The sequence below is a fragment of the Sphingomonas sp. 37zxx genome, from assembly GCF_000786205.1.
Classification (GTDB): domain Bacteria; phylum Pseudomonadota; class Alphaproteobacteria; order Sphingomonadales; family Sphingomonadaceae; genus Sphingomonas.
This window is the reverse complement of record NZ_JROH01000065.1, coordinates 1-14,282: the sequence shown is the minus strand read 5'-3', so window position 1 is coordinate 14,282 and position 14,282 is coordinate 1. Positions and strand designations below refer to the sequence as shown.

At 61.7% G+C, this 14,282-nt stretch carries 15 protein-coding genes; 11 read left to right on the top strand and 4 right to left on the bottom strand.

What is annotated here, in order from left to right; genetic code table 11:
- From QU44_RS15840 to rfbA, 8 genes are all read left to right on the top strand, one after another.
- The coding region (locus tag QU44_RS15840; protein ID WP_033923382.1) for a GNAT family N-acetyltransferase at positions 1-299 on the top strand (299 nt) is incomplete at its 5' end.
- Positions 300-508: 209 nt separating this feature from the next.
- Positions 509-799: a PilZ domain-containing protein gene (locus QU44_RS19020; protein ID WP_081988113.1), complete on the top strand. Its 291-nt coding sequence runs from the start codon at positions 509-511 to the stop codon at positions 797-799.
- A gap of 202 nt (positions 800-1,001) precedes the next feature.
- Positions 1,002-2,450, top strand: coding sequence for a DUF1800 domain-containing protein (locus QU44_RS15835; RefSeq protein ID WP_033923377.1), 1,449 nt, complete (start codon positions 1,002-1,004; stop codon positions 2,448-2,450).
- Between the two features lie 3 nt (positions 2,451-2,453).
- Positions 2,454-3,599, top strand: a complete 1,146-nt coding sequence (locus QU44_RS15830; RefSeq protein ID WP_033923376.1) for a DUF1501 domain-containing protein — start codon at positions 2,454-2,456, stop codon at positions 3,597-3,599.
- A gap of 149 nt (positions 3,600-3,748) precedes the next feature.
- Positions 3,749-4,324, top strand: coding sequence for a dTDP-4-dehydrorhamnose 3,5-epimerase (rfbC, locus tag QU44_RS15825; RefSeq protein ID WP_033923375.1), 576 nt, complete (start codon positions 3,749-3,751; stop codon positions 4,322-4,324).
- Between the two features lie 14 nt (positions 4,325-4,338).
- Positions 4,339-5,391, top strand: a complete 1,053-nt coding sequence (rfbB, locus tag QU44_RS15820) for a dTDP-glucose 4,6-dehydratase (RefSeq protein WP_033923374.1) — start codon at positions 4,339-4,341, stop codon at positions 5,389-5,391.
- Positions 5,392-5,448: 57 nt separating this feature from the next.
- A complete protein-coding gene (gene rfbD / locus QU44_RS15815; RefSeq protein WP_033923381.1) occupies positions 5,449-6,345 on the top strand; it encodes a dTDP-4-dehydrorhamnose reductase in 897 nt (298 codons plus the stop codon).
- Complete coding sequence (gene rfbA / locus QU44_RS15810; RefSeq protein ID WP_033923373.1) at positions 6,342-7,211, top strand: glucose-1-phosphate thymidylyltransferase RfbA; 870 nt, start codon at positions 6,342-6,344, stop codon at positions 7,209-7,211. The genes rfbD and rfbA overlap by 4 nt, the downstream gene beginning before the upstream one ends.
- A gap of 16 nt (positions 7,212-7,227) precedes the next feature.
- On the opposite strand, the gene QU44_RS15805 is transcribed toward rfbA, so the two are convergent.
- A complete protein-coding gene (locus QU44_RS15805; protein ID WP_033923372.1) occupies positions 7,228-7,530 on the bottom strand; it encodes a ribbon-helix-helix domain-containing protein in 303 nt (100 codons plus the stop codon).
- 55 nt (positions 7,531-7,585) lie between these two features.
- Positions 7,586-8,209, bottom strand: coding sequence for a ParA family partition ATPase (gene parA / locus QU44_RS15800; RefSeq protein ID WP_033923371.1), 624 nt, complete (start codon positions 8,207-8,209; stop codon positions 7,586-7,588).
- A 508-nt stretch (positions 8,210-8,717) separates the two neighbouring features.
- Here parA and QU44_RS15795 point away from each other — a divergent pair.
- Both QU44_RS15795 and QU44_RS15790 read left to right on the top strand, forming a co-directional pair.
- On the top strand, positions 8,718-9,998 hold the full coding sequence (locus QU44_RS15795; protein ID WP_033923370.1) for a nucleotide sugar dehydrogenase: 1,281 nt from the start codon (positions 8,718-8,720) through the stop codon (positions 9,996-9,998).
- The gene (locus tag QU44_RS15790) at positions 9,976-11,268 is read left to right on the top strand and encodes a sugar transferase (RefSeq protein WP_052134981.1); all 1,293 of its coding nucleotides are present in this window, start codon (positions 9,976-9,978) and stop codon (positions 11,266-11,268) included. The genes QU44_RS15795 and QU44_RS15790 overlap by 23 nt, the downstream gene beginning before the upstream one ends.
- Before the next feature lie 181 nt (positions 11,269-11,449).
- Here QU44_RS15790 and QU44_RS17560 read toward each other — a convergent pair whose 3' ends face one another.
- On the bottom strand, positions 11,450-12,247 hold the full coding sequence (locus tag QU44_RS17560; RefSeq protein ID WP_052134979.1) for a helix-turn-helix domain-containing protein: 798 nt from the start codon (positions 12,245-12,247) through the stop codon (positions 11,450-11,452).
- Between the two features lie 465 nt (positions 12,248-12,712).
- Complete coding sequence (locus QU44_RS15780; RefSeq protein WP_081988112.1) at positions 12,713-13,684, bottom strand: replication initiator protein A; 972 nt, start codon at positions 13,682-13,684, stop codon at positions 12,713-12,715.
- Between the two features lie 284 nt (positions 13,685-13,968).
- Here QU44_RS15780 and QU44_RS18350 point away from each other — a divergent pair, with 284 nt between their 5' ends.
- A complete protein-coding gene (locus QU44_RS18350) occupies positions 13,969-14,139 on the top strand; it encodes a hypothetical protein (protein ID WP_156141235.1) in 171 nt (56 codons plus the stop codon).
- The last annotated feature ends 143 nt before the right edge of the window (positions 14,140-14,282 follow it).

Here is a 14,282-nt window from a genome sequence, read left to right as displayed (position 1 = left end):
CACGCAGCAGCCCAGTGAATAAGAGAGGCTATATTTCGATGATCGGCGTCGATAGCCGCTTTCAGGGGAGGGGCTATGGTAGCGATTTGCTGGTAGATTGCCTGACGCGATTGGCTGGTGCCGCTGAGGCGCTGGGCATCGCGGTTGTCATGCTCGACGTGCTCGACTGCGGCAATCCTGAAAAGGTAGCAAAGCGTCTCGCCCTCTACACCAGCTATGGCTTTGAACCGTTAGTGTCCAACGGGCTCCGCCTATTCTTGCCAATGGCAACGATTCAGAGTCTTGCTAAGCCGGCGTAAAGCAACGGGCATTGTCAAAGCCGCGATCCCATCATGCATGAAAAATGCCCATGTGCAGCGGCATGCGGCCGCTGGGATCGGGATCGGGATCGGGGCGACCGGACCCGGCGTAAACGCTTCATCTTCAATCCGATTCACCAAAATCGGCGACTGAAGGAATTCAATTCGTTCGATACAGGCCTTGGGAACAAGATGTCCTATATTGGAACATGACGCCATCGCCTATCTGTGCCCGAAAACGATTTGTAAAACGCGCTCCCCGGCAAAACTTAGCCATATCGGTTGAAATTCAAGGTCCAACAGTCGAGCCATTTGAAACGGTGACATCGAATATATCAACATCCGGAATGCTGCTGGCAGATGGGGGCCAACTGCAGGTAGGCGATGTATTCCATGCGCGACTGTCCGGCGCCTCTTGGCAACTTTGCAAGGTTGTCCGGCTGAAAAAGGATAGCGGGGCCGGGGTGGAATTTGTGCGGTCGGGCATCGCGGACTGCTGATACCTGCCGTCTGATCCTTGCCGCAATCGACGCCGTCACTGCTTCGGCCTCGCAGGAGCGATGTCCCCGATAGGTTCACCGCCAACCTGCAAAACTGACCCTGGCATAGAGACGAGCTGCCGCAAAACCGCGACGAAGCCTTTCGCTGACAAAGTCCTGATACAGTTGAGGCCCAGGCTGCACCGCGAACAGGAGCGAGTATATGCGTGCGTCGGTCATTGCCAGCAACCGCTTCGGCCTTGGTGTCCGACTGGGAACCGATTTGCCGGAAAACCCGCGCGTCTGGCTGTTGGACCAGATCGACCAGTATGTCGCCCGCCCGCAGGCAATCGCAGCCGCTCCCTCGCGCGCTGAAGCGGCGGCTGCGCTGATCGAATTCTATCAGGCGGCGCGCATGGGGCGGATGCAGCGGCAGACCGGGGAAGCGACGGCCGATGCAGCATCAACGCCCGGCGGGGCTGAGCCTGCGATGCGCAGTGCCGCCATGCAGGCACGCGCGCTCGAGCGGTCCAACCTGCGCACCTTGTACATCCAATCGGTCGCAGCCAGGGCGACCGCCGCGCTGACCACCCCTACCCCCTTTATCGAACGCCTGGTCCATTTCTGGGCCAACCATTTCGCGATTTCGGCTGAGAAGCCGCCGGTCATCGCGATGGCGGGCAGCTTCGAATTCGACGCGATCCGCCCGTGGGTGCTGGGCAGCTTCGCCGACATGCTGGGCGCGGTCGAGCGGCATCCGGCGATGCTGAGCTATCTCGATCAGGCGCAATCGGTCGGGCCTGCCAGCGTGGCCGGACAGCGCGCCGCCGCGAATGGGCGCAAGCGCGGGCTTAACGAAAATCTGGCGCGCGAAATCCTCGAGCTCCACACCTTGGGTGCCCGCACCGGCTATGATCAGGCCGACGTCACCGAACTGGCGCGCGCGCTGACAGGTTGGACGGTGGGAGGCATCGCCGGCGGGCCGGGCAACAGACTGGCAACCGCGTCTCCGGGCGATTTCGCATTCGCGCCGATGCTCCACGAACCCGGCACGCGCACCGTGCTGGGGCGCAGCTTCGCGCAGGCGGGGGAAGCGCAGGCCCAGGCAGTGCTCGACATGCTGGCGACGCATCCTGCGACCGCGCGCCACCTTGTGACCAAACTCGCGCGCCATTTCGTCGCCGACACGCCGCCGCCCACCCTGGTAGCTCGCCTGGAGCGCGCCTTCCTGCAATCGGGAGGCAATCTGCCCACGGTCTATCGCGCGCTGATCGAGGCTCCCGAGGCGTGGTCGCCCGAACCCTCGAAGTTCAAGACGCCGTGGGAATGGTCGGTGTCGGCGATGCGGGCGATTGGGGCCGAAACCTTCCCCGCCCCCAATGTGCTTGGCTACATCGCGCAACTGGGGCAGCCGGTGTGGCGACCGGGATCGCCGGCAGGGTTCGACGATGTCGCCGCGAGCTGGGCAGGTCCCGACGCGCTGATGCGGCGGGTCGAGGCCGCCGAACGATTGGCTTCGCGCGCGCAAGGTGCCGGCGATACGCACGCGCTGGCGGCCATGTTGTTCGGCGATACGCTTTCCCCTCAGACCCAGGCGGCGGTCGCTCGCGCCGAAAGCCCGGCACAGGGGCTGGCGCTGCTGCTGGTTTCGCCCGATTTCATGCGGAGATAGACGATGATCGATCGACGAAATCTGCTGCATGGCGGGCTGCTCGGCGCGGCGACGCTGTTTGCCCCCCGCATCGCTTTCGCCGCGGCGCCAACCGACAAGCGGTTTATCTTCATCATCCAGCGCGGGGCCGCCGACGGCCTTGGCATCGTGGTGCCCGTCGGCGACCCGGCCTTTGCGGGTCAACGCGGGATCCTCGCCGATGTGGCGCAGGATGACATGAAGCTTGATTCGACATTCACCCTACATCCGGCGCTGGCGCAGATCGGTGCCTTATATGGTTCGCGTCAGGCGTTGTTCGCGCATGCGATCGCCTCGCCCTATCGCGAGCGTTCGCATTTCGACGGGCAGAACGTCCTCGAAAGCGGCGGCAACGGCCCTTATGCGCTCAAGGACGGGTGGCTGAACCGGCTATTGTCGCTGCTGCCGCAGGCAGACGCCCGCGCGATGGCGATCGCCGCCGCGATCCCGCTGGCGCTGCGAGGGCCGCGCGACGTGGCAAGCTATGCCCCCTCGAACTTGCCGCGCGCGTCGGACGATCTGATCGAGCGCGTGTCGATGCTGTATCAGGGCGACGCGCAGCTGCACGGATTATGGGACCAGGCGCTGGCAACACGGATGCTGACCGGGGATCTGGCGGCGGACAATGGCCGCAACGCCGCCGCGACCGGCGAATTATGCGCACGGCTGATCGCGCCCGCCAATGGCGCGCGGATCGCGATGATCGAAACCGGCGGTTGGGACACCCATGCCGGCCAAAAGCCCAGGCTCGCCGGGCAATTGCGCGGGCTCGATGCGATGATCGGCGCGATCAGTGGCGGTCTGGGTAGCCAATGGGCCAATACGATGGTGCTGGTGGCGACCGAATTCGGGCGCACCGTCGCGGTCAACGGCACCGGCGGCACCGACCACGGCACTGCGGCAAGCGCGATGCTGATGGGCGGCGCGGTGAAAGGCGGGCGTGTGATTGCCGACTGGCCGGGCCTTGCCACTGGATCGCTACACGAAGGACGCGATCTGCGGCCTACTGCCGACCTCGACAGCTTCATCGCAGGCGCAGTCGCCGCGCATTTCGCGCTCGACCCGATACGCACGCGGCAAGTGCTATTCCCGATGGCGCAGGTGGGGCGCGTTATTGAGGGGCTTGTCTGAGCTGTTGGTGATCGCTGTCAGTGCGAACGGCGGCAGCTTGGGCAGGTCGATCAGAAACAAAGCGATCGCAATTTATCGCGACGATGTGACCCTGGCCCAATCACGCAAAGCGGTTGCATGCCTTCCCTAGTTCCATATGCACTTTTTACATGGCACATCCTTCCCCTGCCCCTGTCCAGCTGATCCGCCCCAAACGCCACGGCGATGCCCGTGGCTGGTTCACCGAAGTCTATTCCGAACCCGCATTTGCCGCGATCGGCATTGATTGTCGGTTCGTGCAGGACAACCACTCCTATTCCGCTCCCGCCTTCACGCTGCGCGGCCTGCATTTCCAGGCACCACCGCGTGGGCAGGACAAGCTGGTGCGGTGTGTTCGTGGGCGGATCTTTGACGTTGCGGTCGATGTTCGGCACGGATCGCCAACCTATGGCCAGTGGGTCGGCGCCGAATTATCCGCAGAAAACGGGCATCAATTGTTCGTCCCGATCGGCTTTGCGCACGGTTTCGTGACGCTCGAGCCCGATTGCGAAGTCAGCTACAAATGTTCGGACACCTATGCGCCCGATGCCGATGGCGGCATTCGCTGGGACAGTGTCGACATCGACTGGCCGATACCGGCAGGAACGATGCCTGAACTCAGCGCAAAGGACCGCATACAGCCCTTGCTCGCTGATTTCGACAGCCCCTTCCCCTATGATGGCCGCCCGCTCGCACCACTTGCCTGAAGGACTAACGACCCATGCGCATTCTCGTCACCGGCGGCGCCGGCTTCATCGGTTCGGCCCTGGTGCGGCACCTGATCGCCAATACCGATCATGAAGTGCTCAATTTCGACAAGCTCACCTATGCCGGCACGTTGACGACGGTCGATGGGGTGGCGGCATCGAACCGCTATCGTTTCATCCAGGGTGACATCTGCGATGCAGCGGCAGTGCGCGCCGCGATCGAGGGGTTTCGCCCGCACATCATCACCCATCTGGCTGCCGAGAGTCATGTCGACCGCTCGATCGACGGGCCGGGCACCTTCATCCAGACCAATGTCGTCGGCACTTATACGATGCTGGCCGAGGCGCGCGCATACTGGCTGACCCTCGACGCTGCCGACAAGGAGGCATTCCGCTTCCATCATATCTCGACCGACGAAGTTTATGGCTCGCTGGGCAAGACCGGGCTGTTTACCGAGGAAACGCCCTATGATCCGCGCTCGCCTTATTCGGCGTCGAAGGCGGGCAGCGACCATTTGGTCAGCGCCTGGGGTCACACCTTCGGCTTGCCGGTGCTGATCACCAATTGCTCGAACAATTACGGCCCCTATCATTTCCCCGAGAAACTGATCCCGCTGATGATCGCCAAGGCGCTCGATGGCGAACCCTTGCCGATCTACGGCAAGGGCGATCAAGTGCGCGACTGGCTGTATGTCGAGGACCATGTCCGCGCGCTGCAGGCGGTGTTCGAACGCGGCGCGCCGGGCCGCACCTATAATGTCGGCGGCCATAATGAGCGGCAGAATATCGAGGTGGTCCGCACGCTATGTGCCATCCTCGACGAGCTTCGCCCGCGCGGCGATGGCAAGCCCTATGCCGAACAGATGACCGAAGTGGCCGACCGCCCCGGCCATGACAAACGCTACGCGATTGATGCCACCCGCATCGGCGACGAGCTTGGCTGGACTCCGGCCGAAACCTTTGAAACCGGCATCCGCAAAACGGTTGAATGGTATCTGGCGAACGAGGATTGGTGGCGGCCTTTGATCGCGGCCAAGGCAGCCGAACGGCGCGGCGTCGCTGCGTAAAATTGCCTACTTGTCGGATTGTAGACAAGATGTCCTGTCGACATGTCGGAGAATGAGATGAGCCAGACCCGCGCAATCCTGATCACCGGCGCCGGCGGCCAGCTCGGCACCGAGCTGCAACGCTGCGCCTGGCCGCAGGGGTTCGAAATTGTCGCGGTCGATCAGGACCAACTCGACCTGACCGATACCCAGGCAATTGCTGCGATGATGGCCTCGCGCGATTGGGCCGCAGTCATCAACGGCGCCGCCTATACCGCGGTCGACAAGGCCGAGAGCGATGTCGTTACCGCCTGGGCAGTCAATGCGCTTGCCCCTGCTGCGTTCGGCGAAGCCTGTGCCAAGGCGGGCATTCCGCTGGTGCAGGTGTCGACCGATTATGTCTTTGCCGGTGACAAGACCGGCGCGTGGGAAGTGAACGACCCGGTCGCGCCGCTCGGCGTCTATGGCGCATCGAAACTTGGCGGCGAGCTTGCGGTGCGCACATCGGGCGCGCGCCATGTGATCGTCCGCACCGCATGGGTGGTCTCGGCGCACGGCCATAATTTCATCAAGACGATGCTGCGCGTCGCCGAAAGCCGCGACAGTTTGAGCGTGGTCGACGATCAGCGCGGCAGCCCCACCAGCGCCGCCGATCTGGCGCAGACTTTGATGACGATCACGCTTGGCCTGATTGCGGATGAGGCCGCGCCTGCCGGCACTTTTCATTTCAGCAATGCCGGCGCAACGAGCTGGGCCGGCTTTGCCGCCGAGATCTTCCGCCAGTCGGCACTGCGCGGTGGCCCCGCCGCCGATGTGGTGCCGATCACCACCGCCGATTACCCCACCCCCGCCAAACGCCCTGCCAATTCGCTGCTAAGCCATGCCGCCATCCACGCGGCCTATGGCATCCAACCGCGCGCGTGGCAGGAAGCCCTTGGCGATATTCTCGACGAACTGATCGGAGCACGCATATGAAGGGCATTATTCTGGCCGGTGGATCGGGCACTCGGCTCCACCCGGCGACGCTTGCGGTGAACAAGCAGTTGCTGCCGATCTATGACAAGCCGATGATCTATTATCCGCTCAGCGTGCTGATGCTGGCGGGAATCCGCGACATATTGATCATTTCCAGCCCCGAATATCTCGACAATTATCGCCGCCTGTTCGCCGATGGATCGGCACTCGGCCTGAACATCGCCTATGCCGAACAGCCAAACCCCGACGGCCTGGCGCAGGCCTTCACCATCGGTGCCGATTTCATCGGTGACGACAATGTCGCGCTGGTATTGGGCGACAATATCTTCTTCGGCGCACATCTGACCGACCTGCTGGCAAGTGCCGTCGCGCGCACATCGGGTGCGACGGTGTTCAGCTATAGGGTCGAGGATCCCGAACGCTATGGCGTGGTCGAGTTCGGCGAAGGTGGCAAGGCGATCAGCCTGGAGGAAAAGCCCGAAAAGCCCAAATCCCACCATGCGGTTACCGGCCTGTATTTCTACGACAATCGCGTCGTCGAAATGGCACGCACGCTGAAGCCATCGCCGCGCGGCGAATTGGAAATCACCGACATCAACCGGCTATATATGGAAGCCGGCGATTTGTTCGTCGAACAAATGGGCCGCGGCTATGCCTGGCTCGACACCGGCACCCATGACAGCCTGCTCGAAGCCGGCGAGTTCGTCCGCACCATTCAGCACCGCCAAGGCGTACAGATCGCCTGCCTCGAGGAAATCGCCTTTCTTCAAGGCTTCATAACTGCTGATGAGGCGCGCGCTGCGGGCGAGCGGTTTAAAAAGACCGCCTATGGCCGCGCGATCCTGAACGCAGTCGAAGAACATTGACCGGGCGTAAGCCCGATCACTCGCCGATCGGGCTTTCGCCATATTTTCGCAGCACGTCGTTAAAGGCTTCGGCCATCAACGCCTGAAGGCTTCGGTCCTGGCGACGCGCGAGCATGTGCATCGCCAGCGACATTTCGGGCGTGAAAAATCCGGCGATTTGCTTTCGGCCTTCACGACTTGCCGGGCGCTGAGGGATGCTGGCCCCCTCCCCTACCCGATCGGCTGCTGTAACGCTGGCCGGTTCGGAGTTGGGCTGTGGAACCGAGGCGAGGGCGGGCGCACGGTCGCGCAAATTGGCGAAGCTTGGCTTGCGGCTCATGATATGGACTTTCCGATACGCGACAACATGTCGAGTTTTCTACCTGTAGACTAGTCTACACGCCGACCTGCTGACATGTCCACTTGTATAACTCGCGAACTTCCTCGGCGGCGCGGCTAGTAGGTTCGGCTTCGGTCACGGTGCGCCCTTCGGCCGATGCGTGACGATAGGCCGCGCGATCGGGCAGGGTCACCGGGCAGGGCAGCGTACCATAGCTTGCGACCAGTTCGCCTGCCTCCTCATAAATTCGCGGCGCATTAGGCGGCCCGGCGCAGAACACGACGAATGCGGGCTTTCGCAGCAGTTGGACCAGCTTGGCCGTGGTCTGGATCGCCGCCAGATCGAAGGCGCTAGGCCGACACGGGATCAGCACCAGATCGGCGACCTCGACCGCTGCACGCGCGGCGCTGTCGGCATGCGGCGGGGTATCGATCACAATCCACTCGGCACCTTGGCCACGCGCCGCGGCGATCTTGGCGGCAAGCCGGGGAGGGGGGCTGTCGATCACTTCGGGCGGTGCATCGTTTCGCCAGGACGCCCACTGGCTGGCGGTCGCCTGCGGATCGGTATCGATGACGAGCGACACCCGCCCGGCCTGTTGTGCGGTGGCGGCAAGGTGCAGCGCCAGCGTCGTCTTACCGGCCCCGCCTTTTTGACTGATGATCGCGATAACCGGCATTATTTCCCCCAACACGCAGACATGTCGACACGCCTATGATGTCGAGGTGTAGGCATGTTGCCACATCTACTAATCGACACGGCAACTCGGCGACAGCAATACATGTCGGATTGTCGAACGCCAATAGCATGCTTCGCTGATGGATGGATGGCGGGGCAGGGTAGTGATCCCTCATGCATTGCGTGACACCCACGATGCTGCGGCAGCAAAGCATGTGGAAATTTCGCATGGGCAGCAATGCTAGTCGCAAAATCGGTAATGCGCTAAACAAGCGATAGATACGGCGCTTCCCGATAGTTATATATCATACCGGCATTAATCCTCTTGGTCTCTTGATAGTTTTGACTTGCACGGGCGTTGATTCTTAGTCCATCTCTATGGGCGGGCATCTCTGCTGGTCACAGCAAACCGTGATAAAGTGGGCTATTACAAACACATAAGTTCATTTCCGGGATCATCGCCGATTCCAACGTGCCAATGCCTGAATATGTGATGCTTTGGGGGGTGGGTGACGAAGCTTGCTGGTTTACACGTTGTCGTCGTCGGTCTTGGCTATGTCGGCTTGCCGCTTGCCGTGCAGTTGGCGACTTGTTGCCGCACGACTGGGCTCGATATCGATTCCTGCCGCATTGCCGAATTGCGCGCAGGAAAGGATCGAACCGGCGAGATCGCGCCGGCACGGTTGGCAGCTTCCGCAATCACGCTGGCTGATTGCCCGACGCAATGCGCGGCGGCGGACATTTATATCGTCGCGGTTCCCACCCCGGTCGATGCCGCTAACACCCCCGATCTGACGTTGTTGCTGGCCGCCACCCGCATGGTCGCGGGCATGATCGACCCTTCGCGACAGGCGATCATCGTGTTCGAGAGCACCGTCTACCCCGGCGTCACCGAGGATATTTGCGGGCCGTTGATCGCTGAGGTTTCGGGCCTTGAGCGCGGTCGCGATTTTTTCCTGGGATATTCGCCCGAGCGGATCAATCCGGGCGACCCAGAACATGGCGTCGATCGCATCGTCAAAGTCGTCGCCGGGGAGAACCCAGAGATCACCGCCCGGCTGTGTGCGGTCTATGGCGCGATCACCAGCGCGGGCACCTTCGCCGCCGCCTCGATCCGCGCTGCCGAGGCCGCCAAGGTGATCGAGAATGCTCAGCGCGACATCAACATCGCCTTCATCAACGAAGTGTCGCAGATCATGGCCAGGCTCGACCTGTCGATCTGGGACGTGCTGGCCGCCGCGCGCACCAAGTGGAATTTCCTGCCGTTTCAGCCCGGGCTGGTCGGCGGCCACTGCATCGGCGTCGATCCCTATTATCTAAGCCATTGCGCCGAGGCGCTGGGGCATCGCCCGGCGGTGATCCTGGCCGGGCGGCAGATCAATGACGGCATGGGCGAGTGGGTCGCCGACAGCCTGTGCGCGGGCATCACCGCACCTGCCCGCGTGCTGATCCTGGGCCTGACCTTCAAGGAAAATGTCAGCGACCTTCGCAATAGCAAGGTGGCCGACGTCGCCACGCGACTGCGCGCGCACGGTCACCTGGTCGACGTGCACGATCCGCATGCCGACCCCGGCGAAGCCATGCAGGAACATGCACTGGCACTACTGCCCGCACTGCCCGATACGCCCACCTATCACATTGTCCTGCTCGCTGTAGCCCATGACGCCTATCGCGCGCTGCCGCCCGAACAGCTCGCCGCGCTGCTGCTACCCGGCGGCGTGTTCGGCGACCTCAAGAACATCATCCCGCCATCGCCAGCGTTCGACCATGTACGACGCTGGCGCTTGTAGCCGCACCAGAAAAACGCCGATTCCAGGCGGGCTGTGGCAGCGCGGCAGCGTCCAGCTGGGCGGGGGGCTGTTATTCGCAGTCGTCTTGCCCTCCAGCACTGCCGCGGCGATCGAACCTTTGCTGTTGCAGCTCGACCTGTTTGCGACGTCGATTCTGGGCAACTTCGCTGCAGCCTGGCTTGGCTTTTGGCTGTTCCGTAACCTGATCGCGTTTCCGGGCATTCGTGCCAGCTATTATGTCCTGCCGGTCTTCGCCTCGACCTTCGTTGCGGTGTTCGTCGTGCTTTTCATGCTGCGCCTGCACTATAGCCGTCCGTTGTTGATCACCGGGTTCGGCCTTTCGGTGGCCTGGTATTACCTCGTCTATTTCATGATCCAGCGGCAGCAGCAGTTGAGCATCGCGGTGGTGCCCATGGGCGGCGTCGACAGCCTTTATCCAATCGACAGCATCGACTGGACCCGGCTCAACAGACCTGAATTTCCCAGGCACTGCACGACATTGGTCGCCGATTTCGACTATGATCTGCCGCCCGAATGGGAGCGATTCCTGGCCGAATGTGCGCTCGCGGGCATATCGGTGGTGCATTATAAACAGCTTCGCCAATCGCTGACCGGCCAGGTGCAGATGGAGCGACTGTCGGAAAATGCCTTTGGCTCCTTGATCCCCAACCCGACTTATCTGACGGCAAAACAGATATTGGACGGGGTGGTCGCGCTGGCACTGCTTCCCCTGGCCTTGCCTACCATGTTGGTCATTGCGCTGGCGGTGAAGGCCGATTCGCCCGGGCCGATATTCTTTCGCCAGCGCCGGGTGGGCTATCGCGGGCGGATATTCACCGTCTGGAAGTTTCGGACCATGTATCTGGCGGATACCGACAGCGTCGGCCAGCAACAGATTGCGATCACCACGCCGAATGATCCGCGTATTACCCGCCTGGGACGGCATTTGCGACGCCAGCGGATCGACGAACTGCCGCAGATCTTCAACATTTTGCGCGGCGAAATGAGCTGGATCGGCCCGAGGCCCGAGGCCGAGGCGTTATCGCAATGGTATGAGCGCGAAATTCCCTTTTATCGCTATCGCCATATCGTTCGGCCGGGCGTGTCGGGATGGGCGCAGGTCAATCAGGGGCATGTCACCGGCATTGATGACGTGATGCGCAAGCTGAGCTACGATTTCTTCTACATCAGCCGTTTCACCTTCTGGCTTGATATGCTGATCGTCGTCCGCACGATCAAAACCATCCTCACCGGCTTCGGCTCACGCTGATCCCATCCGTGCAGCCAGCACTGCCGGTAGCCGCTACACATACCGTCCAAACCGCTTGCTCTCATCGGAGAGCATCGCGTCGGCGCAGCCGATGCGTCCTGCAGTTGCTGCAGATTCATCGTGTGTGGTGTTTTGCTGGGGCTTGCTTCACGCTGGGCCGCCAGGCTGGATTGTTGGCCGACTAGGCCAACGCTGCATGAGCACTATTATAAGATTTCATTAGCGGTTGCGGATGGTTTTGAGACTCGCGTGAATCAATCGCCGCGCCAAGCTTTGCGAGCACGCTGCCCAACATGCCATCGGCGGTGATCGCCGCCAGTTCACGACATGAAAGCTGCGCCCGCATCCGCTGCTGGGCTTCAGCCTCCTGCGCCTGATGCGCCAGGACATCATCCGGCAGCGGGGCAGGGCGGAGCCATCGCGGCAACAGGCCCAGAATACGGGCGGGCAGGATCGCGCGATAAGCGTTCGATGTCTGAACATAGCGCGGGCCTAGCCCTTCGTTCTTCACCCGCGCGAACCGCCGCTGGCGAACCAGGAAGCCCGCCGCCTCGAGCACCGTCAGCGCGCGCGCAATGGTGGCGCGGCCAAGCGCGGTGGCGGCCGCCAGATGATCATAGCTTGGATAGACGCGGCCCTGATTTACCCGCGCGAGCATGCAGAGCTCCTCGAACACGCGCACCGCACCAGCGGTCATCGCCGCCAGCGCGCGCTCGGCCTGGCTTAGATCCTTGCCCTGGCGATGCTCACGCTTCAGCCGCCGTCCGGTATCGAGCGCGGCGCGCGCCATGCGGACGAGGCGGTCGGGCTCCCCCTTGGGCGGCACCGCAAAGAAATGATGCTCGAAGCTTCCCGCCTCGATGCTGTTGCGCAGTACCGGCGCGCCGGTGCGATGCGCGCCACCGCTGGGCAATGGCCGCCGCGCAGCGATCCGCCCCATCGCCAGCGCAGTGGCTGCGTTCAGGCTATGCAATCCCATCTTCCGTCCCCCTTATGCCGGGGCCGGGACCAAAAAAGGACGATAAATATCGTGGCGCGGAGCGCGCATCCTTGAACCGAGTTGGATTCGCAGGTATGAAGACAACTGTGTGAGGCACAGCTACGACGTCGCCAAACGTCGTTTCATCAATCCTGGGATGCCCGGCCTCGTGCCGGGCTTTCCTTTATGTGATCACGGCCATTCCCTTATCGCTGCTATCGCGTCGACGATATCGAAGCGCCCGCCGGGTGGCGGGGCAGGGAAGTAGATGTCGCAGCTAAAATCCAACTTGGAAAGTGTTCACGGTTCGTGCTTTCGAGTATGAAATACCGAAAAAGTTCGTGCTTTCGAGTATCAAATGCGGTTGGATTCGTGCTTTCGAATAGGAATTGCCGCTAAAGTTCGTGCTTTCGGGTAGGAATGCCCGCGCGACTTCGTGCTTTCGGATAGGAAATAGCCGATCGTTCAGTCGCCCGATTCGCTGTTCGATTCGTTGTCTGGTGCGAGACCCGGCTCAGTGTCCGGTCCCGCCAGCTGCGGCGTGCGTGCGGTAATGACCACGCGGATCGACGATGCCGGCCGGCCGCGACGCGGGGGGTGATCATCGGGCGCTTCCTCGACCAACGCGACATGATAGTCAGGAATAGCGTCGGCTGCGGCTATCGTCTTGAGCGTATTGCGGAAATTGGCGAGCGGGTTTTGATAGCCGATCTGCAGCCGGAAGGTCGGCAAATCGATCTCGAGCCGGCCATCCTCCTCGGTCGCGCGCGCGACTTCATAGATGCGTCGCTCGATCGGCCCCAGATGGAAATAGGTGGCGGCATAGTTCAGCACCTGGCGATCGCGCAGGATCGCCCGGAACAGCCAGTCGCATAGCCGCACTTTGACCGCCTTCAGCCGCCGCTCGCCGGTGCGCGTACGCGAATAATGTAGCTTGGCTTCGGACAGCCATGAGAAAAAGCCTTCCTCGCCTTCGCCGCCGGCTTCGATATTGGTCTTGATCTGCGTCCCCTGCAGCCGCTCGAGCGCATCGGACAGCCGCTGGTAGGAGCGCGCCGAATGATTGGCACCGGTAACCGAAAACAGATCATGCGCGGTGAAGATGAAATCCTGTGCGACTTCCTCGCCGGCCTCGATTTTCGCCGCCATCAAGCTGGCAATATATAGAACGATTTCCTTGTCATAGATCGTGGCGACGCCATTGGCCGAAGGGCGCACCTCGATCGACACATTGGCATGCTCATAGCTCAGCGGCTTGCGCCAGGCGTTCTTGGCCAGCGCGAAAAAGGGAAACGCCATCAACGACCGCTCACCCCGGATTTCGCCGGTTAATGGGCTGTCGAGCCGAAACAGGTCACGCTGCGGCACCGCCCCGGGATCGGACTTGCGCGCTTTGCGCGGTGGGGCAGGGGGAGGCGAGGGGGGGGATAAGGTCATCGCCTATTCCTACTCGAAAGCACGAACTTTTGGGATAGCGGCAGGGGAAATCGCGGTTTCGAGCATATGGGAAGGGGCGCATTCGTGCTTTCGAGTAGGAAATGGTTGAGACGGATTCCGCGTCGACACGCATATATGTAGACATGTTGATAGCCGGTAAAAAATCTTCAGCACATCGCAAAACCGCTTTAGAATGCCAGTGCGCTTGACGTCTTGCGCTATAATTCGTCAATAGCATTGCTCGTCGTTCGAGCGCGATTGTAATTAATCGGATCAGGAAGAACGTGCTCGATATCACTCGCGAAACCGTGGCCTATGGCCTGATTGCCCTGACCTTCCTGGCTACCGCTCCGATAATTGGCGTCACCCTGCAACGCCGGAAACGCGATCGCCTGCGGCGGCGTGGCATCAAACGCTACGAACGGCAGCCTAAACGTATGAACAAGGCATCTTGACCTGTTCTACTGCTGTTGGTGGAACTAGAAGGGGCTGGCACGACTAGGCGGCGTGGACGAATCTGAGCCAGTATCTGGCGGCGGCGATGTGGACCATGCTGAGGAAGCTTTCGGCGAGTTGGTCATATCTGGTTGCGATGGCG